The 23027-nt window shown below is 42.8% G+C and carries 22 protein-coding genes and 1 riboswitch; of the genes, 11 read left to right on the top strand and 11 right to left on the bottom strand.

The window, feature by feature from the left end; translation table 11 throughout:
- Nucleotides 1–64 precede the first annotated feature (64 nt).
- From L0991_04590 to L0991_04610, 5 genes are all read left to right on the top strand, one after another.
- Nucleotides 65–505 (top strand): hypothetical protein, encoded by a 441-nt coding sequence (locus L0991_04590; protein XGB63348.1) that lies wholly within the window; start codon nucleotides 65–67, stop codon nucleotides 503–505.
- A 61-nt stretch (nucleotides 506–566) separates the two neighbouring features.
- Entirely contained in the window at nucleotides 567–1055 is a 489-nt protein-coding gene (locus tag L0991_04595; GenBank protein ID XGB63349.1) for a hypothetical protein, read from the top strand.
- Nucleotides 1056–1123: 68 nt separating this feature from the next.
- Nucleotides 1124–1555: a GNAT family N-acetyltransferase gene (locus L0991_04600; GenBank protein XGB63350.1), complete on the top strand. Its 432-nt coding sequence runs from the start codon at nucleotides 1124–1126 to the stop codon at nucleotides 1553–1555.
- Between the two features lie 10 nt (nucleotides 1556–1565).
- Complete coding sequence (locus L0991_04605; protein ID XGB63351.1) at nucleotides 1566–1940, top strand: RidA family protein; 375 nt, start codon at nucleotides 1566–1568, stop codon at nucleotides 1938–1940.
- A gap of 231 nt (nucleotides 1941–2171) precedes the next feature.
- Nucleotides 2172–2654, top strand: a complete 483-nt coding sequence (locus L0991_04610; GenBank protein XGB63352.1) for a tetratricopeptide repeat protein — start codon at nucleotides 2172–2174, stop codon at nucleotides 2652–2654.
- A gap of 98 nt (nucleotides 2655–2752) precedes the next feature.
- Here L0991_04610 and L0991_04615 read toward each other — a convergent pair whose 3' ends face one another.
- Together L0991_04615 and L0991_04620 are read right to left on the bottom strand one after the other, a co-directional pair.
- The gene (locus L0991_04615) at nucleotides 2753–3781 is read right to left on the bottom strand and encodes a methionine synthase (protein ID XGB63353.1); all 1029 of its coding nucleotides are present in this window, start codon (nucleotides 3779–3781) and stop codon (nucleotides 2753–2755) included.
- 78 nt (nucleotides 3782–3859) lie between these two features.
- Nucleotides 3860–4837, bottom strand: a complete 978-nt coding sequence (locus L0991_04620; GenBank protein ID XGB63354.1) for a DUF1852 domain-containing protein — start codon at nucleotides 4835–4837, stop codon at nucleotides 3860–3862.
- 318 nt (nucleotides 4838–5155) lie between these two features.
- On the opposite strand from L0991_04620, the gene L0991_04625 reads away from it, so the two are divergent.
- From L0991_04625 to L0991_04635, 3 genes are all read left to right on the top strand, one after another.
- A complete protein-coding gene (locus tag L0991_04625) occupies nucleotides 5156–5965 on the top strand; it encodes a sulfite exporter TauE/SafE family protein (GenBank protein XGB63355.1) in 810 nt (269 codons plus the stop codon).
- Between the two features lie 253 nt (nucleotides 5966–6218).
- Nucleotides 6219–6554 (top strand): hypothetical protein, encoded by a 336-nt coding sequence (locus tag L0991_04630; protein XGB63356.1) that lies wholly within the window; start codon nucleotides 6219–6221, stop codon nucleotides 6552–6554.
- 181 nt (nucleotides 6555–6735) lie between these two features.
- Nucleotides 6736–7737 (top strand): metal-dependent hydrolase, encoded by a 1002-nt coding sequence (locus L0991_04635; protein XGB63357.1) that lies wholly within the window; start codon nucleotides 6736–6738, stop codon nucleotides 7735–7737.
- A 121-nt stretch (nucleotides 7738–7858) separates the two neighbouring features.
- Here L0991_04635 and L0991_04640 read toward each other — a convergent pair whose 3' ends face one another.
- On the bottom strand, nucleotides 7859–9331 hold the full coding sequence (locus L0991_04640; GenBank protein ID XGB63358.1) for a carboxypeptidase M32: 1473 nt from the start codon (nucleotides 9329–9331) through the stop codon (nucleotides 7859–7861).
- A 295-nt stretch (nucleotides 9332–9626) separates the two neighbouring features.
- On the opposite strand from L0991_04640, the gene L0991_04645 reads away from it, so the two are divergent.
- On the top strand, nucleotides 9627–10262 hold the full coding sequence (locus L0991_04645) for a LysE family translocator (protein XGB63359.1): 636 nt from the start codon (nucleotides 9627–9629) through the stop codon (nucleotides 10260–10262).
- 116 nt (nucleotides 10263–10378) lie between these two features.
- Here L0991_04645 and L0991_04650 read toward each other — a convergent pair whose 3' ends face one another.
- The 4 genes from L0991_04650 to L0991_04665 form a co-directional block, all read right to left on the bottom strand.
- Nucleotides 10379–11860 (bottom strand): aerolysin family beta-barrel pore-forming toxin, encoded by a 1482-nt coding sequence (locus tag L0991_04650; GenBank protein XGB63360.1) that lies wholly within the window; start codon nucleotides 11858–11860, stop codon nucleotides 10379–10381.
- 685 nt (nucleotides 11861–12545) lie between these two features.
- Nucleotides 12546–13007 (bottom strand): hypothetical protein, encoded by a 462-nt coding sequence (locus tag L0991_04655; protein ID XGB63361.1) that lies wholly within the window; start codon nucleotides 13005–13007, stop codon nucleotides 12546–12548.
- A complete protein-coding gene (locus L0991_04660; GenBank protein XGB63362.1) occupies nucleotides 13004–13801 on the bottom strand; it encodes a winged helix-turn-helix domain-containing protein in 798 nt (265 codons plus the stop codon). The genes L0991_04655 and L0991_04660 overlap by 4 nt, the downstream gene beginning before the upstream one ends.
- 319 nt (nucleotides 13802–14120) lie before the next feature.
- A complete protein-coding gene (locus L0991_04665) occupies nucleotides 14121–15491 on the bottom strand; it encodes a sodium:alanine symporter family protein (GenBank protein XGB63363.1) in 1371 nt (456 codons plus the stop codon).
- Nucleotides 15492–15620: 129 nt separating this feature from the next.
- Nucleotides 15621–15740: riboswitch (glycine riboswitch) on the bottom strand.
- A gap of 529 nt (nucleotides 15741–16269) precedes the next feature.
- On the opposite strand from L0991_04665, the gene L0991_04670 reads away from it, so the two are divergent.
- Nucleotides 16270–17004 (top strand): chromosome partitioning protein ParA, encoded by a 735-nt coding sequence (locus L0991_04670; protein ID XGB63364.1) that lies wholly within the window; start codon nucleotides 16270–16272, stop codon nucleotides 17002–17004.
- 300 nt (nucleotides 17005–17304) lie between these two features.
- On the top strand, nucleotides 17305–17490 hold the full coding sequence (locus L0991_04675; GenBank protein XGB63365.1) for a hypothetical protein: 186 nt from the start codon (nucleotides 17305–17307) through the stop codon (nucleotides 17488–17490).
- An 88-nt stretch (nucleotides 17491–17578) separates the two neighbouring features.
- On the opposite strand, the gene L0991_04680 is transcribed toward L0991_04675, so the two are convergent.
- The 4 genes from L0991_04680 to L0991_04695 all read right to left on the bottom strand — a co-directional run bounded on the left by L0991_04680 (nucleotide 17579) and on the right by L0991_04695 (nucleotide 23027).
- Nucleotides 17579–19120 carry an alanine:cation symporter family protein gene (locus tag L0991_04680; GenBank protein ID XGB63366.1) on the bottom strand — a complete coding sequence of 514 codons (1542 nt, stop codon included), beginning with the start codon at nucleotides 19118–19120 and terminating at the stop codon, nucleotides 17579–17581.
- Between the two features lie 550 nt (nucleotides 19121–19670).
- A complete protein-coding gene (locus L0991_04685; protein XGB63367.1) occupies nucleotides 19671–20840 on the bottom strand; it encodes an ABC transporter permease in 1170 nt (389 codons plus the stop codon).
- On the bottom strand, nucleotides 20837–22045 hold the full coding sequence (locus L0991_04690) for an ABC transporter permease (GenBank protein ID XGB63368.1): 1209 nt from the start codon (nucleotides 22043–22045) through the stop codon (nucleotides 20837–20839). Before L0991_04690 ends, L0991_04685 begins: the two co-directional genes overlap by 4 nt.
- A 7-nt stretch (nucleotides 22046–22052) precedes the next feature.
- Nucleotides 22053–23027 (bottom strand): efflux RND transporter periplasmic adaptor subunit, encoded by a 975-nt coding sequence (locus L0991_04695; GenBank protein ID XGB63369.1) that lies wholly within the window; start codon nucleotides 23025–23027, stop codon nucleotides 22053–22055.

A 23027-nucleotide genomic window follows, 5' to 3' on the forward strand; every position in this document is an offset into this window, starting at 1 on the left:
GGCTAACTCATTAATTTTCATTATGTTAGGGTTCTTCTAGTTTTTATAAGAAGGCGACTAGATTATGAAAAAGGGATTTGTCATCGCTGTCTCAATTGGCTTTGTTGTCTTCTTCCTCGTTGGCCGCGAACTCCAATGGTTTGGGTCCAGCAATTCCGAGTCTTTTCCTAAACTTCCTGATAATCCGAGTTTTGTGCCGTCTACTGACTTTGATGGTGAGTGGCTAGGTCGCCGAATTAACACCACTGGCAATAATATGTGTGAGCGAACAACTATCACCGGAACCATTCGTGAAGGTAAAGCCACTTTGAGGCTTACCTACAACGGAACAGCATTAGAGGGTTGGGTTTCTGAAAGCGGTGCATTACGGTTATATGCCAAACATCGCCAGTGGGATTATCGCTTTTCAGCAACTGGCAGCGGCAAGCGATTTGATGGTCGTTGGCATTTAACCAATGGCCCGTGCCAAGGGAGCTGGTTTATAGAAAAGGTCGACGGCAAGTAAGGTTGTGAGCGCAATACGTCGCTTAAAACTAATCGACATAAGGTTCTTTGAGGAGAGATAAGTGATCAGATTAATCGCTGTGTTTATTGTGGCGTTCGGATTAGGCGCATATGCGAGTTTACATGTGCTGGCCGATTATGTTGAGAGCATCCAAGACAGTCACAAGGCTGTCGTACAACAAGGATTTGAAACCTATAAATATGCGAACACAGATGATCTTGCTCCATTGATAAAAACATCAAACTGGTTAGCGCGCTACAGCGCTTGTGAATTAGAGGGAGATGAAGGAGACGCTATCGCATTGACCCTCTCTCTTGATGCTGTTTCCTTGGGCATGTTATCGAAACAACCGTCTGAGCTTGACGAAGACACTTTCCAAACGGCTTTAATGATGTATGGAAAACTCAAAGACAACGAGAAAGCATCAACTCAGTTAGCTGAAGTGCTTACTGCGTATTGTAAAGACAGTCTTAGCTATCTATACAACTGTGAAAATCTGCCCAATTTGTTAGAAGACAAATGGGAGGCTATGAAGCCGAAATGCACCTAAAAATGAATCGATATGTATGGCACTTATCAATGTCGCATTTACATATGAACTAGAGTAAAGGGCACAATATGGACGTCAAGTTGGTCAAAGGGTCTGACCAAAAATTCGCAGAACTGATAACCAAAACGAATATGGCGCCTTACTACGATACGCGTGGAATCGTTTGGGGTCATGACCAGTTTTTACGCAGTTGGGATGAGCTAGATAACTATGAAGTCTATGTAGGTGATATTCGTATTGGAGTTATTCGATTCAGCTATACCATTGAGACAACGTTCCTTCGAGATTTACAGATATTAGCCGAATACCAAGGCAGGGGCTTTGGTTCTAGGTGCTTAGATTTAGTGATAAAGCATGCGAACAATCAAGCATCGACTCAGTTAGTGCTACGTGTGTTCAGTGAGAACCCCGCTATTAAGCTTTATCAATCAAAAGGTTTTACAAAAATTTCTGAAGTGAAAGGGCTTGTTGAAATGGAGCTGCAATTAGCTGAACTATAAAGGAAAAGACATGGTTGAACGTATAAATTATCAAGGCTTACCATCAATTGCTGGGCCTTATGTTCACGCGACAAAGCACAACGATACGCTCTATGTCTCTGGTTTGACAGCTTACGGGACAAGTACACAGGATCAAGGAATTGGTGAGCAGACGAACGAGATACTTAGTCAGATCAAGCAAATACTAGAGCATGAACAGCGAGCAGTCAGTGATCTTATTAAGCTGACGATCTTTATCTGTGATATGTCTGAACTAGGCAGTATTCGAGAATTATTGTTCGACTTTTATGGAGAGTATCTTCCAGCTTGCTCTCTAGTCGAGGTCTCTAAATTGATTCACTCTGATTTAAGAATTGAAATTGAGGCGACTGTGGCGCTGTCATAGCTATTTAAATGTAAACGAGGGTCCATAACTTAAGAAGAGTCGAATCACTTTCGCGTGTCGAACTTGGTGTTGTTTTTTGGGTTAGGTTGTACGTAAACCAATATTTCAAACTTTGCTTGTGTGCTAGCATCGTTTACTTAGTGCACTAATCTGCTTATGCTGCCTAGGTAACTCATTAGGCTTAAATTAGAAGCGCGTGTATCCCAACCGCAGAGCTATCAGGTATTAAGAATGGAAACAACTATCTCACAAGCCATCGCGCTTCGAAAAGAACAGAAATATCAAGAGTCGCGAGACTTGTTGGCGACACTATTAAGTGATGAAAATTTTGCAGCCAAAGCACACCTACAGATAGCCTGGTCATACGATAATCAAGGCAAGGAACAGCAGGCGATTGAGCATTATGTTTTGTCGCTGCAAGGGAAGCTTTCTTCGGTAGAGCGCTTTGACGCATTGTTTGGCTTAGCAAGCACTTACCGAAGCCTAGGTCAGTATACTGAGGCTTTAAGCTATTTCGAACAGACGATGTCTGAGTACCCTCAATCCCTTGAAGTTCAGCCGTTTTACGCGATGTGTCTCTACAATTTAGGTCGTCATAAAGATGCGACATCTCTGTTACTCGAGTTATTGGTTTCCACAACCAATAGTGAGGCGATTAAAGAGTACCAACGAGCTATCTCTTTGTACGCAAAAGACTTGGATAAAACTTGGTAATTGAGTTTTCAATCCGCAACTTACTAATCAAAGAAAAAGCCTAAATATCGAGTGACACTTAAGCTTGAAGGATTCGCTTTTATAGGTTTTGATCAGCGTTACACGGAAAGCTCTTTACGCACTATCTCTGCACCGGCGCTGAGTGCATTCAGCTTAGCAGAGGCAATGTCGCGAGGTAGGGGAGCCATACCGCAGTTAGTGCAAGGGTAGAGCTTGTCTGCATCAACATACTTAAGTGTTTCTCTTAGAGTACTAGCCACTTCTTCCGGTGTTTCAATAGAATCCGTGGCAACATCAATTGCGCCAACCATCACTTTTTTACCGCGAACTAACTCAAGCAGTTCAAGTGGTACATGAGAGTTATGGCACTCTAACGAGATGATATCGATGTTTGATTGCTGTAGCTTAGGGAATACTTCTTCATATTGGCGCCACTCTGTGCCTAATGTCTTTTTCCAATCTGTGTTTGCTTTGATGCCGTACCCATAGCAAATGTGTACTGCGGTTTCACATTTAAGCCCTTCAATGGCTCTTTCCAAACAAGCGATACCCCAATCATTCACCTCATCGAAAAACACGTTAAAGGCAGGCTCATCGAACTGAATAATGTCTACACCGGCAGCTTCTAGTTCTTTTGCTTCTTCGTTTAGGATTTTGGCAAATTCCCACGCCAGCTTTTCACGGCTTTGGTAATGCGCGTCGTAAAGTGTATCTATCATGGTCATTGGCCCCGGAAGTGCCCACTTGATAGGTTGGTCAGTTTGCTGGCGCAGAAACTTCGCATCTTCAACAAATACCGGTTTCTGGCGTGAAACCGGGCCAACGACGGTTGGGACACTGGCATCGTAACGATCGCGGATTTTCACGGTTTCACGTTTTTCGAAGTCGACACCGTTAAGGTGTTCAATGAAAGTCGTTACAAAGTGTTGGCGTGTTTGCTCACCGTCGCTGACAATATCAATGCCTGCTTGTTGTTGCTCGTGAAGCGATACACGCAGTGCATCCTGTTTGCCATCCGCTAGTTCGTTGCCTTCCAGTTTCCAAGGAGACCAAAGTGTTTCAGGTTGTGCTAGCCAAGATGGTTTAGGCAAGCTGCCTGCTGTTGAAGTCGGTAATAGTGTTTTCATAAATAATTCTGCCTGTCCGTAGGTTGCTAGAAGCGTTTAATCGCTGTCCAAATCGGTTTTAATTTCCCCAAAAGCGCGTTATAGCGCGTAATTGGCGGACCAGTTCTCTAGAACCGATTGGTATGGCTTTATGAAATGTTCTTCTGCGAACTTACCTTGTTCGATAGCCAGCTTGCTGCGCTCTTCGCGGTCATACACAATTTGAGTCAGTGAGTGGTCCGAGTTTTTCAAGTTAGGTTGGTAGCGTTTTCCTGCAACAGCGTTTGCGTTGTAAATCTCAGGTCGGTAGATCTTTTGGAAAGTTCCCATGGTGCTTATGGTACTGATTAATTCCAAGTTAGAGTAATCATTGAGTAAATCACCAAAGAAATAGAATGCTAACGGAGCTACGCTATTTGGTGGCATGAAATAGCGAACTTCTAATCCCATCTTCTTGAAATATTGCTCCGTTAAAGAAGACTCATTCGGCTGATATTCAAAACCCAATACTGGGTGTTGATTTTCGGTACGATGATAGATCTTATTATCCGATACGCTTAAACAAATAACAGGTGGTTTTTTGAAATTCTGTTTATAAGCTTGTGAGTTGACGAAATATTTAAAAAGTTTGCCGTGTAATTCACCAAAGTCCGCTGGAATACTGAATTTATCTTGGCCTTTATTATGATCCAAAAGTAAAACGCTGAAATCATAATCTCGGACATAAGAAGAGAAGTTATTACCAATGATCCCTTCAATACGCTCGTTAGTTTGGCTGTCAAGGATGTTGGTTTTAAGCACTTCAATAGAAGGGAATGCTTCTCCGTTGCTTTCGATGTCCATATCAACTGAAATGATTTCTAGTTCGACAGAGTAACGGTCACCATTAGGGTTATCCCAATGAGCTAAGGCATTGAAGCTATTATCAATCATCTGTAATGCGTTACGCAAGTTCGCTTGGCGGCTTTCACCGCGAGCCAAGTTAGCAAAGTTCGTTGTGATACGTGTACTGTCTGCGGGTGTGTAGTTTTCGTCGAGGCTGATGCTCTTAATCGTAAAATTAAATTCGTTATTCATACTGTTCTGACTTCCCAATTCGTTGTCTGACTTACTCTCGGTCTTTTATATCACTGCGTTATTTTCGCTTGTAACCGTATTAAGAGTGTTGGCTATTTCGTTTAAGAATTTGTATTAAGTTATTCGCTTAGTATTTTTATACTTGGACAGAGCTGTGATTAACAATGGTATTACTTCACAATCAACATGAGGAATATTCATGATCTATCTGTTTGAAAATGAAAGCTGGTGTCAGTTATATTAGTTATCTTCATGGAAATATAACCACAATTATATTGGGTTATTTAAGATGGTTTATTCAATTAAAAGAGGGATGAAATGAGTGATTTGCTGTTGTTGATTTTTTACTGCGCGTTATTAGGCAGTGGTGTGGGTTTTCTTGCCGGGTTGTTAGGTATTGGTGGGGGGCTGATCATTGTGCCTGTGCTAAGCAGCATTTTACTGTATCTAGATGTTTTACCGTCTGAACAAGTGGTTGTTGCTGCAATTGCGACTTCATTGGCCTCGATTCTATTTACTTCAACCTCTTCTGCACTTGCTCACCACAAGAATGGAAATGTGCCCTGGAACATTGCGCCTTGGATTATGCTCGGCGTAGCACTTGGTGCCTTGGTTAGTGGTTTTATGGCGGCTTTGTTGCCGGAAAAGGTCGTTCGTATTGTGTTTGCGGTCAGTGTGGTGCTTATCGCAGTTAAGATGTTCTTAAGCAGTAAAAGCGATGCGCCAAAAGAACGAAAGCTGCCGAATAAAGGTGTATTAACGGTTCTGACAACCATTACTGGCGGCTTGTCTGCAATGATAGGGATTGGTGGCGGTGCGTTACTCGTTCCTTTGCTCACGTTCTTTTCAGTTGATATGAAAAAGGCGATCGGCTGTGCGTCTGCATGTGGTATTGTCATCGCGCTATTCGGCTCTATCGGTTACATTACCTCGGGCAGCAGCCACTTTGCTTTAACTGATGGATTTGCAGGTTTTGTTTATTTACCAGCGTTATTGGGTATCGTGTGTACGTCTTGGTTCACCGCTCCTTTGGGGGCAAAGGCGACAAACCATTTACCCGTTCCAACGATTAAGAAGATCTTCTCTGTATTGTTGGTGATTATTGCGGTTAGCATGGTGGCTCGTTAGTGTCAGACAGTTCGTGCTTATCCGGTTGATGACTTGATTAGACATTTAGGTGTGAAATACCATGTAAATGTCTAATTGCGACCGAGTCCTCCAATAACATGCTCTCCTCCTTTTAATGCATCATTACTCATAATAAAATCATCCTGTTTTATAAATATCTCAAATGTGCTCAAACACTGACCCAAAGGAATTTATAATGGCACGGGAAATCTCATTTAAAAGTAATGGGCCACGATGGAGTGTTGTTTTATCAATGACTGTAACCTATACGATCGTATCTTTGATGATCCGCTACTTTTATCAAACTGAATTGCAGTTTTTTCCTCTCATTACCTCAATCATCATAATGGTTGCGTTTTATGCGATTGCCTCTAGGCTCAGGAGAAGCCACTTGTCTTTAGATGATGGAATCGTATATTTGCATGGTATTAAAGCGAACCTAGTGGTTAGAAAGTCTGTGTTTGGTCGTTCTATTATTGAAGTGAAATCCTTAACCAAAAAAGGCTACCACAAGGTGAATATTCGAAAAGGGCAGGTTGAGTCATCTGATTGGGAGTTATTGTTGAGTAAGGCGACACAATTACTTTGATTAGAAACCAGTCGTGAAAATTTAATAGGAGCAGCCATCAGGCTGCTCTTTTTGTTTGCCAGTCTACATTTATACAATTATGTCTATGAGTATGTTGATAAAATCTTGTTGTTTAACCTGATTCGTTGCTATAGCTAAATGTACGTATTCAGATTAAGGGACTGCTAAAAGTGAGTGATTTATGGATCCGTTAACGCAGGGCGTGCTAGGCGCTTCTTTGTCACAATCGGCGAGTAAAAAGCAACACTTGGTGGTCGCAGGGGCTTTAGGTTTGCTCTCTGGAATGGCGCCAGATTTGGATGCGCTTATTCGCTCTGATAGTGATCCATTGTTAGCCTTGGAGTTTCATCGACAGTTTACCCATTCGCTCCTGTTTATCCCCTTTGGCAGTTTGATTTGCGCTCTGGTTTTGTATCCTCTATTCGCAAAAAGGTACGGGCTCTCTTTTAAACAAGGCTGGTTATACTGTGCATTGGGCTATGGCACACATGCATTGTTAGATTCCTGCACAACTTACGGAACTCAACTGCTTTGGCCGCTGACTAATGAGCGGTTTGCTTGGAATACTATTTCGATTATCGACCCTGTCTACACTATTCCTATCTTAATATTGTTGGTGTTGGCGACATGGAAACGAACTCCATGGCTAGCCCGCGCTGCGTTTGCTTGGGCACTAATTTATCCAACGTTGGGGATGATACAACGTGATAGAGCAGAAGCCATTGGGTGGCAGCTAGCGCAAGAAAGGCAGCATGTCCCTATTCGGCTTGATGCTAAGCCAAGCTTTGCGAATACTTTGGTTTGGAAAGTCGTGTATGAAACAGAAAGCCATTATTACGTGGATGCGGTGCGAGTAGGGACATCCGTCAAGACATATCCCGGAGAGTCTATTGCGAAACTCAATGTTAATAGGGATTTCCCATGGCTCGACCCTAATTCACAGCAAGCAAAAGATATTGAGCGTTTCCGCTGGTTTTCGAATGGTTTTATCTCAAAAGATCCAAATGATGCGCTTCGGGTTATTGATGTTCGTTACTCGATCGTACCTAACCAACTAAAAGCATTGTGGAGCATTAAATTATCGAAGTCTGCAGACGCTGAAGAACACGTTTTGTATGAGACGCACAGAGATAATACACCTGTGTCGAGAGAGATCTTTTTCGATATGTTGAAAGGTAAGTAATGTAGGTAAAGCTCTGAATCTATAGGATATTATAGATCCACTTTACTATGAAAAAGGCTGAGTCAGTAATCTGCTCAGCCTTTTCATTTATTGTTTTATACAGTCTGTGTTGATGCGTTAATTAAAGGTAACGACTTCTCAAATGATCTTTGAAGTATTGCGCATTCAAGGTTTCACCTGTTGCACCTTTTACCAAATCATCGGTGGTGAGTAGGCTGCCTTTGCTCCAAATATTTGACTCCAACCAAGTGAAGATAGGGGATAGGTCGCCGCTTTCAATTACTGAGTTCACATCGATGGTTTTCTTCATTGAAGCCATGAACTGAGCCGCGTACATTGCACCTAGTGTGTAAGATGGGAAGTAGCCGAATGCGCCATCTGTCCAGTGGATATCTTGCATACAGCCGTTGGTGAAGTTGCCTTCCGTACTCAAACCTAGGTAAGACTGCATCTTGCTGTTCCATAGCTCCGGCACATCAGTGTGCTTGATTTTGCCGTTGATCAGGTCACGTTCAATTTCATAGCGTAAGATAACGTGTGCAGGGTAGGTTAGCTCATCAGCATCGACACGGATGAAGTCTTTCTTAACGCGAGTGTAGATCTTCTGGAAGTTATCTTTCTCAAATTCAGAACCAGAGAACTGTTGTCCTGCTAGGTTAGCTAAGTGCCCGATGAATGGGTCGCTGCGGCCAACTTGCATCTCGAAGAACAGAGACTGAGATTCATGGATACCCATAGAGCGCGCTTGACCAGCAGGTTGGCCTGCTAGGTGCTTTGGCAAGCCTTGTTCATAACGCGCGTGTCCTGTTTCGTGTACGATGCCCATTAAGCTCTGTACGAATTCGGCTTCATCGTAGCGAGTTGTGATACGGACATCTGAAGGCACACCACCACAGAATGGGTGAACACTTTCATCTAATCGGCCGTGATTGAAGTCAAATTGAAGTAACTTCATGACTTCTAAGCCTAGTGCTTTTTGTTTTTCAGCGGCGTAAAAGCCATTAGGAGCATTAAATTGCTCGCTCGATTGCTTTTCAATGACATCATCAATGAGACCTGGGAGCCAAGTTTTCACATCCGCAAACAAGATGTCTAATGATGCTGAGCTAGTACCTGGTTCGTAGATATCTAGCATTGCATCGTAAGGCGTTAGGTTAGCTGCATCGGCACGAATTTGAGCCTCTTCTCGAGATAGTTCGACCACTTCACGCCAGTTTTTTTCGAAGCCAACCCAGTCGTTGTTTCCACGTTGACTACGCCATGCATGTTCACATTTTGAACCGGCTAGTGACTTAGCTTCAACCAGTTTCTCAGGAAGTAGGTTCGCTTGCTGCCATTGACGTTTGATTTCACGAAGCGATGATTGTTGTTCATTATTCAGGTCTTCGTTTTCAGCGTCAGAGATCCAATCGGCCAGCTGTGGCTGAGTCATTAACCCATGAATATGAACTGAAAGTTCTGCCATCGCTTCGCTACGCGCTTGGTTACCACCTGCTGGCATCATTGACGCTTGGTCCCAACCACAAATTGAAGCTAGATGTTGAAAACGTGAACATTTTTGAGAGTGTTCGACTAGTTTTTTGAATGCGCTCATTTGACTACTCTTAATTTGGTTTCGTTGAATGCCCCTTAGCACCGAAGATCGATAAGGTTCATTTCTCATGTACTTTATTACGGCTTCGCTTTGACTAATGCTGTACTTCTCAGCCGAAGATATAGCAATAATAGTATCAAGCGATACGATGGCTCGAATTTACTATTTCTTAACAAATTAAACTGTACCATTGTGCACAAAATCAGTGACTTGTATAGCTGGTGGCAATTGTTGCTTGCGAATTGCGCAGATAAACGGTATTGATGATAGATCGCTGAACAAAGATGATAATGATATGGATATTTTGAACTTTGAGGCATTTCTGATTGCCATCACTATTTTAACGTTAACGCCTGGCTTGGATACAGCATTGGTGATTCGCAATACCAGCCGCGCAGGCCTCGCTGACGGATGCATGACGAGCTTTGGTATCTGTGCTGGGCTATATGTACACGCCTTTTTCTCTGCCGTCGGTATTTCTGCGATTCTTGCTCAATCGGCAGAGCTATTTCAAGCCTTGAAAATGGTGGGTGCCGTTTACTTAATCTGGCTTGGTTTAAGTAGCTTACGTGCATTGATGAAAAACGGTGGTGGGTTGAAAGTAGGCGAGCAAACTCAACAAGCCTACAGTGCCAAACGATCGCTACGAGAAGGCTTTTTGTCTAACGTTTTGAATCCAAAGACCGCTGTCTTCTATTTGGCGTTTTTACCTCAATTTGTTAATCCTGAAGGCTCGCCGTTGCTGCAGTCTATGTTAATGGCTTCGGTTCATTTTATCATCGCTATGCTTTGGCAGTGCGGTTTGGCTGGCGCGTTAAATTCAGCTAAAAATCTACTAAAGAACGCAAGCTTCATGAAGTGGATGGAAGGCGTAACCGGTATGGTATTGGTGGGGTTAGGCGTTAAACTTCTGATGGAAAAGCCAGCTTAGTTTCTGATCTCTTATGAATAAAAGAAAGCCCACGCGAGGTTCTTGTTACCAAATTAGCGTGGGCTTTATCGTATTACACAGCAGGTGTTCTATTACTGTGTATTTAGATGGCTATATTAGTCAGCTAGACGAACATTGAACTCTGCGCCTTCAAAGCCCAAGTCACTCAGTTCTTGAGCATCAAAGTTCGTGGTCACATCAATATCACCAATCTGTTCTGTGGTTTGGTTCTCGCCTTCAATAGCGCTACGAGAACGTAGGCCACCTGAATTTAATGGTTTAGCTTGACCAATTTCGATCGTACCTGCGTATTGTGATTCTGCGTAAAAATCACCAGAGACGAAAGAGTGGAAAGGACGTAAGCTTCCGCCTGTTGCGTACTGCATGTTTGACAGACCGGCTTCTTTAATAGCCCAGCCCCAGTCCCACCATTTTGATTCGCCAGGAATGTAGCGGTGGTCCCATTGATAGCGGATATCAGCGGATTTATCGCTAGCACGACCCATAGTAAAGGTGTGTGGCTTAGTAGGGCGGTTATCTGGGTGCGTGTGCCATGCATTACCACTCCAGCGAAGGAATCCGTTGAATTCAACATCGTAACTAATGTCAGCGTTGAATCGGTATGGGTAAGCGATGCTTGAACGGTAAAGTTCTACACGAATCGGCAATTCTGAATTCGCTGGAACCATAGGGCGAGCTTGAAGCGTCACTTGTTCGCTAGTCGAGCCACCGTTAGAGTTTGAGAAGCTTTGGTTCGCTTCAAACTTAATAGTGAGCTTGGTATCGCCAACTAAAGGCCACTTAAACGTATTCTCTGTTTGAACGCTTTCTGAAAAACCATAGCTGTTTGTCTTTGACCAGTTTGTTGATTCGTCGACTTTTAAATCAACAACCACTTGCTGAGGAACATTGCTGTAGTTCTTTGCCGTTGCGTATACAGTTTTTACTAGTTCGCGGTCTGACTCTGTTACATCACCATGCCAGAAATTATCGTCGTTAACGGTGTAGGTAAAGTTATCTACGATGATTTTTGTTTTTTCGCCACAGCGGTAACCACTACAAGAACCGTTGTTGTTTCCTTGAATAACCCAGCGATCGCCAGAACGGTTAATCGTCATATCTTCGCCAACATAAGGGCTATTATTGCCACCAACCCAGGCGTAACCTAGATGGTGAGCTAAGTAACTTAGCGGGCGAACGAAGTCCTTGCGATCAGTGACTAGGCCGTACTCAACATCAATTTCACTGCCTTCAGCGATTGACTTAGCAGGGTAGTTTGGGATTTCTGATTGGTCATTGTTTGGGTAGCAAAAGGTCTTACCGTTCGGAACATCCTGCTTGATCAAACCGTGATAGCCCGGTCCCATAATTACCCAGTTACCCAATAGACCAACAATGTCCCAAGTCCCCATACGTGCTTGCAGTGAGCTTTTATGTTCTTCAGCTTCATAGCGGTCTAACGGACGATAACCAGAGCGACATACATCTTCGCCAAGTTGGTCACGTACGATTTGGTCTGGGTATATCTTTGCGTTTACTCCGGTCGATAGTACCGACAATACTGCTGCAGCTAAGATGCTTTTTTTTCTACTGATCATTAACAATCCCCTCATTTGTCATTTTTATATTGGTAATGCGATTGGTGTCGTGCTTTAACAGGACCATTTCACTTTTCCATACTGACAAAAGTAACGATACTGAAAATGATTGAATTAAATTAACCAATAAATTCAGTGGGTTATTTTGATTTTTTTGTTTTTTGATGAAAACGAATGTAACAGGCTTAAAGGTTATTCGGCTGACATCAAAGCGAATTTAGGAAATTGCCACGTGATGGATTGTATTTTACGTCAATATGATTTTGACGTTGAAAATACACCGTTAGTTTTGCTATGAGTTGTCAGTAAATAACAGTCTTCGAAGAATATATATAGATCTAAAAGGTTATGGATAGTGGGAATTATTCTTTAATCAATACTTTTTGGTATGAGGTTTGGTATGAGGTGTAGCTTAGTTAATATCGTCTAATCTTAATTATCAATATAAGGGTAATAATGAGATCTTGCTTCAAATATTGTTTGTATAATTATTTTTATCGTAAGGAGTCAATTCGTAATTGAAACTCATTGCTATGTGAATAGTTTCAATTATGAGACATGTCAGAATTAAGAAAGTAAAGTAGGGTAAGCCGGGGAGTGAGAAAAGTTTGGATTTCGGACGGAGCCGAAATCCATTTGAAAACAATATATCAGAAGATTACTTAGATTAACCTAGAGAGTTGAATCAACGCTTGGCTAAAAGTTGAGTACGACCGCTATTACAACTTCGAATAATGGCAAATGCTTCATTGGAGCTCAAAATATCAATATTCAACGTTAGTGGATCATTGTTAAGCAAAAGGTAAGGCGATAATAGATTGTCATTCATGGCCTCATTGATTTTTTGCACAGACAGTAAGTCTATAGTGCCTGCTATCGCGAAACTAAACGACTTCGAGTATCCCGCACTTCCTTGGAAGCGAAGCACGATAGGGTTTGGTATCTTATCGTCTTGAATGGAGACGATATGAAGTACTTTGTTGTCCTTAATTTTGGTGAACGCATCACTGCGTAATACGTTATCTTCGGCTAGTAGGTCGATCATACTGTGTTGGTAGTTGTGATCTTCAAGTGTATGCGAGTCAGGAATACTCCACACACCAGCCAATAAGATTAATGCGGAGAAAACAGCAATAAACGGCATCATAACGACCCCCTTTCTAGGAACAGTTCAATCTCTTTACTGGCTTTGTCTAGCTGTGATGGTTCGTAAAAAATGTTTACTGATTTACGAGTCACCTTATCGAGTATCGCAAGCTCAGAATAACCTGGCTCTTCGCTAATATACGCAATGCAGTCACACTGATACTTGGTAAGCAGTCTTTTCAACTCAGGTGTTAACGTCATCTGAGGGTCTTGAAATATCTGGAGTTGACCTATCCAATACTCGGTTAATCTGTCTGATGGTTTAACCTCATGAAGGCTCTTTTCGTGAAACTTACTGAGTGCTAACACGATAGATATCGCCACGAGTACGCCCGCAGTTACATAACAGGCTAGGTTCCTAGAAAAGGCGAGTTTACGATATACCGATAGTGTTTGATGTCCACTGTCTTCCTCTATTAAGGAGGGAGCGGTTTCGTTGCTAGGCTGAACTACTGGCGCTACTTCCTCTGGCGCTGTCATGATTGGATCATCATCTGCAGAATCGATATAAACACAATGCTCAATGAGGCGATAGCCAACCTTAGGTACTGTTACTATTGGTGAGTCTTTTACTCCGAGCTTAACGAATCTCTGGCGTAATAAACTAATACTTTTCGCAAGAGAGGTGTCTCCTATGAACTCGCTACCCCAAGCGTAGTTAATAATGTCCACCTTACTCACAATATCGGGTGCGTGTTTAAGTAGTAGTTCTAAAACACGGCTCTCTCTGTATCCAATCTTAATAGAACGATCGTCGTTATAAATACGATTTGTTATAGGGTCAAATTTGATCATATAGCCAACGTTTTATTTTTATTATAATTATCTCAACAATGTTTGCGACTATAAACTGACTTATATATGAATTAAAGTCACATGTTACTTTTTCTGATCTTTTTTTGGTTTGTCCAAAATACACAATATTTAATAATCATTAAATATAAGTAATGCCTAATTAAGCTTTCATTTTAATAGCGATAAGATGTCTTGAAAGGTCTTATAATATTTGGGGTAATTATTTAAGTAATGTTTTAGTTAATTTACTTGCCTGATTAACTTAATAAATAAAAAGCCCGCATTAAGTGCGGGCTTTTTATTCAAACAATTATCTCACTTAAGCTTTTACTGCGTTATAGTCGCTTGAAGTGTTCAGTGGTTTGAAAAATAGTTTAGTTTCTTCGATAACCACATGACGTAACATGATAAGGCCAATTAGGTTCGGAATAGCCATTAGGCCGTTCACGATATCTGCCATTATCCAGATCATATCAAGCTTCAAGAATGCACCAGACGCGACTAGCGCAATAAAGATGACCTTGTAAGGTAAAACTGCTTTGGTACCTAGCAAGAACACAACGCAGCGCTCGCCGTAGTAGTTCCAGCCAAGGATCGTGGTAAATGCAAAGAAGATTAAACCAACAGACACTAGCATAGGGCCTAATGTGTCTGCATTCAGACCAACAGCAAATGCATGAGTGGTCATTGCAGCGCCAGACAAGTCAGTCTGCCAAGCTCCCGTTAAGATGAGCGCCAAACCTGTCATCGTACAAATGATGATGGTATCGAAGAAAGTACCTGTCATAGAGACAAGGCCTTGTTTTACGCATGAATCTGTTTTTGCCGCCGCCGCAGCCATTGGTGCGCTACCTAAACCAGACTCGTTAGAGAACACACCGCGAGCAATACCAGATTGGATTGCCAGCATGATACTCGCACCAAAGAAACCGCCTGTTGCTGCTGTATTAGTAAACGCAGAGGTAACAACAAGAGTAACGGCATTCAGCAGTTGATCTGCATTGGAAACCAGAACGCTTAAACATGCGACGATGTACATAACCGCCATAGTTGGAACGACTTTTCCAGCCACTTTAGCGATAGATTGAATACCACCTAATGTAACAACTGCTACTAACACTGTTAGTACGACCGCTGACATCTCGCGTGAAGCACCAAATGAGATTTCTGTAGCGTCTAATATTGCGTTTACTTGTGGAAAGGTACCAATACCAAAGCAGGCTACGCCTAAAGCGAATACAGCGAACATTACCGCCAAGATTTTTGAGCCCACTCCGTATTGCAGGTAGTACATTGGGCCGCCAACCATTTCACCATTGCTATCGGTTCTGCGGTATTTCACGGCAAGAAGGCACTCAGCGTATTTAGTCGCCATACCAAATAACGCGGCAAGCCACATCCAGAAGAGGGCACCAGGGCCCCCAATCTTGATTGCGGTCGCTACCCCAACAATGTTACCTGTACCAATAGTTGCTGAAAGCGCGGTACACAAAGCGGCAAAACTTGATACGTCACCCGTACCAGATTTGTCTTTGATGAACACCATTTTTAGCGCGGTTGGGAGGTGTCTAAACTGGAGTAAGCCTAAGCGAAAAGTAAAGTAGATACCTGTACCCACTAGCAGAATAAGCAGTGGTGGTCCCCAAACGAATTGGTTGATGGTTTGTAGTGTAGCTTGTAGGTGGTTCATAGATTCCCCTTAATAAATTAAAAATTTAAGGAGAAGAGGGAAGGCAGTGCAGATCGCAGGGATCGGTAGCACCACTTAATACATACGGATTTCTAGATAGAATTCTTTTGTTAATTAAGGCTTGTTGCTTTCCACTCCTCTGTCCTTTTGCCTGAGAGTTTCACTTAGCGAATCACTGTTAGATAAGTGATGGGCACTAAGCTTGCTCCTTCGGCGACCGATTGAACGGTTCTCTCCAGAGGTTCCTCCAACGACAGTCCTCACTTTTCCGGATTTCTCCAGCATAAAGCACCTGAAAGATTTACTTCTTCGGCGGGTCAATCTAACTAAATGTTAATATTTAGTTAAAAACCACTCTCCTGCAGTCTTCATTGGAACAATTACCTGACTGATCAGATAATCTGTAGGCGTATCCTAGATCATATAAATTGTGATGTCAGCTACAAAATATCTGTTTGAACAAATGTTGTTCAACTAAATGATTAAACAACGCGACTCTGACGTAACTTGCTTATTTAAATGGTATAAAATAGAGAAACAAGGAGGAGTTATGACTCGACTAATAGCGATTGTTTTTTTATTGGCGTTGGCATTTGTACTGTTTCGTTATAGGACAAACGAAAAAGTACAAAAATGGGTGGTGATAGTTATCGTTAGTAGCTTCCTTTTGTATACTGCCAGCCTAATGATTTCGGAATTAACTCGTTAGCACTGTTTGATATAACTTAACCATCCAGTGACCGCGTAACGTTTAACATATTTTTGGGAGTACCCGCTAGTGAACCAGCAACCTGGACAAAGCGAACAAGATGAAGTGGTTGTTATTGAAGAACGCGATAAGCGCAGTCAGCTCTATATCGGTATCGCTGCCGTTATTGGTTTGGCTCTTGGTGGCTTGATTGGTTCTACAGTGACAGCTTCCAAGTGGGAATCCACTTATCAGGTACTCGAAGCTCGTTATCAAGAATTGAGTGAAAGCAAAACACAGTTGGTGTCTTCTGTTGAAGCGAAAGTGGCGGAAGTTGATACTGAAATTGATGCTAAGGTTGAAGCGGCTTTGGCTGAGCAAGCAGAAGCGCATCAAAAAGAACTTCAAGATCTTGCCAAGCAATCTGCCGTGTTAGAGAAAGCAAATTACTCACTAGAGCAGCAGTTAAACGAGCAGAAACAGACATTAGATAAAACAGAGCAAGATAACCAGAAGCTAAACCGTCAGGCAGATATGCAGTCGACTTTGTTTGAGCGTTCTCGCGAGCTTTTCCGCAAAGAACTACAGATTTCTCAAGAGCTAGAAAAGCTTGAGAAAGAAAGAGATACCATTGAGCAGAACCTAGGATCATTGAAGAAGGCGTGTGATGTTTTCTTAGATGGTACGTCTTGGGATGCGAAGTCTGACGCTTGTGAGAAGCAAGATAACGCGAACTCACGTCTCAGCGACATTAGACAAATGATTGAGGTTCACACCATGGATCTTGAGCAAATCAAAGCCCTAACTGAAGAGATGGGTTTGTAGGTTAAACGCTAAGTCATACTCTTAAATTTTAAACACCCACATCATGCAAATGGTGTGGGTGTTTTTTGTTGTTGCTAGGTGGTGAGAAGAATGTGTCTCTCTACTAAGAATACTTGCATCTACCTCTCCGCCATTTGTGATTGGTGCTTCATAGTTAACAGCTTTATGTGACTAGTTGGGTATTTGGTGACTTTGCGCGCATATTTATAGACGTTGTCAGCCTCATAGTGGTTCTGTTCTAGGATGAACACACGGCCTGTTGTTCTTTGGTCATGTCATTACGATGGGGAGGGATAGACCATGAATGAATATCAGTGTGAGAACTGCACCGTAGCTTATTGCTTCGATGATTGTAATTCGCCATTAGCACAACGTGAAATGATTGAGGTAGAAGAGGTGGTTGAGCGTATACAAGTATGCCAAGATTCTGAGCAGCGTGAACAGGAAAATTTAGGTACAAAAAATCCCTACAAGCAAAGCTGGTAGGGATTTTCATTAAGCTAATGTCCTGTTCTCGCTTTCTCAAGCAAAGGGTATTACCAAAGTTTTTAGAACAGTGTTAATTAGCGAGTGATTACTTTTCGTAGGTTTTGATTTCACCTGATTTCACACGAGCAACGAATGATTGCAGTTCTTTCTTAACAACAGGCATCAAGAAGTAAAGACCTAGGATGTTAAAGATAGACATTGCAAAGATAGCTGCATCAGAGAAGTCGATTACCGCACCAAATTGGATTGTTGCGCCAATTACAACGAACACACAGAACATCACTTTGAAAACCAGTTCCGTAGCCTTTCCTTCACCGAATAGGTAAGTCCATGCTTTAAGACCGTAGTACGACCAAGAAATCATAGTAGAAAATGCAAACATGATAACGGCTAGTGCTAATGTGTATTTGAAGAAACCTGCAGTTTCAGTGAACGATGCCGCAGTTAGAGTTACACCTGTTAAACCTGAACCATCGAATGGACCTGTGTTCAAGCCCGCGATAGTGATAACCAATGCAGTCATAGTACAAATGATTACTGTATCAACGAACGGTTCTAGCAGTGACACTAGGCCTTCAGTGATTGGCTCTTTTGTTTTAACTGCTGAGTGAGCAATAGCCGCAGAACCAACACCCGCTTCGTTCGAGAAGGTAGCACGTTTCAAACCTTGAATTAACGCACCAATGAAGCCACCAACGACGCCTTCACCAGTAAATGCACCTGTAAAGATTGCGCTGAATGCAGGACCAACTTGATCTAGGTTAGAACCGATAACAACCACAGCCATACCGATATATAGTGCAGCCATCCAAGGAACTACTTTTTCCGTTACCGATGCAATAGAAGGCATACCACCAACAATTACAGAGAAAACAAGAGCTGCTAGTACAAGACCAGTGATAACACCGTACTCACTTGGGATATCAAACGCATACGTTAGCATTGCATGAGCTTGGTTAGCTTGGAACATGTTACCGCCACCCAGTGAACCTAAGATACACATGAGTGCGAAACCGATAGCCAGTACTTTACCCAGTCCGCCTAAACCTCTTTCACTAAGGCCCTGGCTGAGGTAGTACATAGGACCACCCGAAACAACACCTGACGGCAAGATAGTTCGGTATTTAACACCTAAAGTACACTCACAGAATTTAGAAGCCATCCCTAGAAGGCCACACAAAATCATCCAGAATGTTGCACCAGGACCACCGATCGCAAGGGCTGCACCAACACCGGCAATATTACCTAGGCCCACGGTTCCTGACAGAGCAGTGGTGAGTGCTTGAAAGTGAGAAACCTCACCATCTTCTTTCGATTTAGGGTCGGTGTATTTACCTTTAATGATATCGATAGCCATACCGACACGTTTAAATTGAACGAAACCAAAATAAACTGTGAAGACCATAGCTGCGAGTAATAGCCAGCCTACAATGATAGGGAAATTAGCTTCACCTACCGGTACACTTTTAAATATTAATCCAACGAACCATCCTGTGTATTCGTTGAAAAATCCATCAACACTTTGACTTAAATTGCTAATAGCTTGATTAAATGATCCTTCTTCTGCAAATGCACTGGAACTAAACAATAATATAAACCCAAAAAATAATTCTCTTATGTTTTTCATGGTTTTCCCTGTCTTTTTATTAAATTATGTTTGTTTCTGTTGTGTTTGTTTTATATTTCAATAGCTTAGTTATCTCTTCGGTAGCGACAAAATGCTCTGGAGCCAAGTCGAAATGCGAAATAAATATAACTATTAATCACGTTTTATATGGATATCCTTTCGGCACGTGCACCATTAAGACTATGATATTCGGCTTACCACGTCTTATTGATAACCCTATACATAAAACGAATGGCGTCAAAGAAATTTTTACAATAAATTTACAATTATTCGTGTTTTGTCGTCTTTTAGGAATAAGTCGATGATTTTTGAGTTGGAAAAAGCATATAAAATAGCAAGACTCATAGCATGAATGGTCTCATCTTGGCTCTGTAACTATGTTTGAAACGGCTTTTGATAAACCTGAGTTGTAATGTTGTTATCTCAGTAGGCTAAATCAGGAAAGGTGGGTTGGAGGTGATTGGTCGTAAGAACTTAGGGCCATTTTCAGTTTTGAGGGTAATAAAAAAGCCCTATATTAGGGCTTTTGGTTTTTGATGAGTTAATCGGTTCAACGGCTATGGTCGGTAGCATGGTTAACGACGCTTTTGCTCGACTTGTGGTAGAGCTTGAGTGCCAATAACGATCCCCATAGAGCGACTTGCCCCCATAACAGCGTCCATTGAGGTGCCACTTCTTGCCACGAGGCGCCCATTTGGTTTAAAGCTAAGAACCCTTGAATCGCTGGTGTACTTGGGAACAGTTGTGATAACAGCACGAGCCATTCTGGCATCATCTCAATCGGCCAAATGAAACCAGAGGAGAAAATGAGCGGCATTGAACTGATCAGTACAACCACGGTTACGAGTTCTCTTCTTGGTACTAACTCTCCGATAAAAATCCCGATTAAACAGCTAGTCAACAAGAAGGGCAGTAACAAGGTTAAAATCTGTGAGATAGCGGCTAGCTGGTTTATGCCGTACATCGAAAAGCTGGCGCCGAAGTAGTACATCGATAACAAATAGTAGATGCCCACTAAGGTACAGCATCGAGCAAGGATAAGTTTTGCTGGGGAGATTTTACTCCAGTAACCGAATGTAGACTGGGCGTTTTGTGTCGCACCAATCAACCCGGATGCCATGGCTAGAGTTTGCTGAAGGATCAACACAAAGACAGCCGGAACCACGTAATCGATATATCCCATACGACTATTGAAAGTAGGTTTTAGATTCAAGCTAAATGCACTATAACCCTTGGCTGCGGATTCTAAAGGCACGCCTTCAATTAAGAGGTGGCTGACCTTGACTTGTGCTGCTAACGTGCCGCCTGCCTTCGCAAGCCCTTCAACTATAGTGCCGTAAACCAAGAAGTAAGATGCATCGCCTGCATAAGAGAGCGTTGGACTTTTTCCTAAAAGTAGGTCTTTGTAGAAGTCTTCAGGAATGACGATGAACCCACCAATTTCTTGGTTAAGCACAGCCTGTTTCGCGTCAGCGATAGTGGAATCACGGCGAACCAAATCAATTTGAGAGGTCGCATCGACCATTCGCTCCAAGTGGTAGCTACTTTGGCTCTTGTCTAGGTTCACGACTGATGCCTTCAATTGTTGAGGTACTTGATTGGCGTAGGGTAGCGGGTACAAGAATGAGTAAAAGACCACGCCACCAAATACCGTCAGTAATACAACAGGGTTGCGAAGAACCGCCAGTAATTCTTGTTTCAGCAATTGAGTAAAGCTCATTGATTTACTCCTTGATGTTCTACTTGTGTCGACTGTGCTGCTTGCGCTAAGTGCTTTTTAATCAACAAGATCACTATAAAAGCAGGAATAACATACCAAAACATTGAAGTGAGGTTCATCAGCGATTGCGCAGCGCTCACACCGTAACTAGACTGAGCCGTTTGTACTTCAATGTAATGGCTAACAGGCAGTAGGCTTCTCCAACCTTGGGCAGCCGTATTCATGTCTGTGACAGGGAAGGTGATTCCCATAAAGGCAAAACTTGGTGCCGTAAATGCGCCAGCAAAACTCATTGCTCTTGCTGGATCAAGCGTCAAGAAGAAGAACAAGCAACCCATAATGATACAACTAATAACCGTCAGTAACTGTGCGATGGTTAATGCCATAAAGCTGCCGTTAAATGGCCACTCTAAAAGGCGATAAAACCAAAAACTAAAGGCAATACCGAACCCCAAAAACAGCACAACGTAAGGGGTTAGTGTCGATGCGAGTGCTTTAACAGAAGAGTGAGATAGCCATGCTTGAAGCCCACGCGCGCGTACATTTGCAGTCAGTATCAAAATTGTTCCCACTACAATCATGATTTGCCATAAAGCAGGAATTACGGCAGATACCAAGAACTGAGCGTAACTGGTGTTCTTGTTAAACAATGGCGTGATTTGGCTTTGTACGGTGACAGCTTGCCCCAATGCAGATTGTACCGTGGTGTCACCATGTGAAAGCTGTCTAATCACTTCGAGTTGAGCGTTGAACGTGCCCTGAGCTTGCAGTAGAGCCGAGTTCACTAGTTTACCAATCAATATAAACTGGCTGTTGTAGAACACGGATACCTGCGGGTTTAGCCCAAGGTAAAGATCTCGGTCAAAGTGTCTAGGTATAACAACATAGCCGTAGATATCACGTTCAATCATGGCTTTAGCTGCTTCACTTGCGGAGCTGTATTTCTGAGTGACCTGCAGGGTAGGTGAGGCATCGACTAAGCGAGTAAACTGCTGTGAAATTTGGCTGTGTTCTAGGTCAACCACAGCAACAGGTAAGTCACGGGCGATGCCTTGTGAGAAGATCAGCCAGATACTTGCAGTAAGCAGCAAGGGTATCCAAGTTAAGCACGACAGCAGCCACTTGTCTTTACGTACAATAGCCCACTGTCTAAGCAAATTGCTTTTCGCTTTGTGATGTTCTGGGAAGTGAGAATTAGCAGACATACGTCACCTAAAGCTCAACCACGAGGCTCATACCCATACGCAGTGTTTCGCTTGTATCTACAGGGCGTGCTTCTACTTCAAATGTACGTAAGTCAAAGCCTTGCGCAGCATCGGTTGAGCGCCAAGTTGCAAAATCACCCATAACAGCAATATGCGTCACTTGGAAAGTCAGCGACTTATCTAAAGCGGGTAGGTAAGCTTCAAATTGTGCGCCTTTCTCAAAGTGCTTGAGCATATCTTCACGAACGTTAAGTACCGCCCATGCGTCTTTAGTATCGATCACAGTGACAACTGGAAACCCTTGTGGCGCTAACTCTCCGCTACTCAGTAGCACTTGAGATACCTCACCACTGAACCAGCTGTGGATCTGTGTGTCTTTTGCATAAGCTTCGACTTCAGCGACTGCACCAGCGGCCATCAATGCTTTTTGAGCGGCAGCCACTTTGGTCTCATCACGAGCACCTTCTTGTGCTAGCTGATACATCTGGAAAGCTGCGCTTTCTGTGTATTTTGCTGCTTGCCACTGTGTCTTGGCTTCATCACGCTTTTGCTCGGCGACTACGCCATCATTGTAAAGGTTGTTTACTCGCTGGTAGGTTTTTTCCATTAAATCAGCGGCTGCTTTGGCTTTCAGCCATTGGTCTTTGGCCGCTTGGATTTGCTGAGTACGTGCACCATTTTCTGCTTCTTGAGCCAGAGCACCCGCCGCTTTTTCACCAGCTTTAGCTTGTTCTAACTTAGCGTCAATTTCCGGGCTCAGAAGAGAAAAGATCAACTCACCTTTCTCAACAGAGTCGCCTTTACGCACAAATACTTCGTCAATTCGTCCTGGTACTTTCGAAGAGATGCTGTACTGCTGAGCATCGATTTGGCCTTGAAGCTTAACGGGCTGAGGTTGGTACGCTTGGTAAAAACTGTATCCGACCCAGCCAACAATGCCGATACCAACTATAGATAGAAGAAGAGGCTTAATAGGTTTCAT

The sequence above is a fragment of the Vibrio chagasii genome, assembly GCA_041879415.1.
Classification (GTDB): Bacteria; Pseudomonadota; Gammaproteobacteria; order Enterobacterales; family Vibrionaceae; genus Vibrio.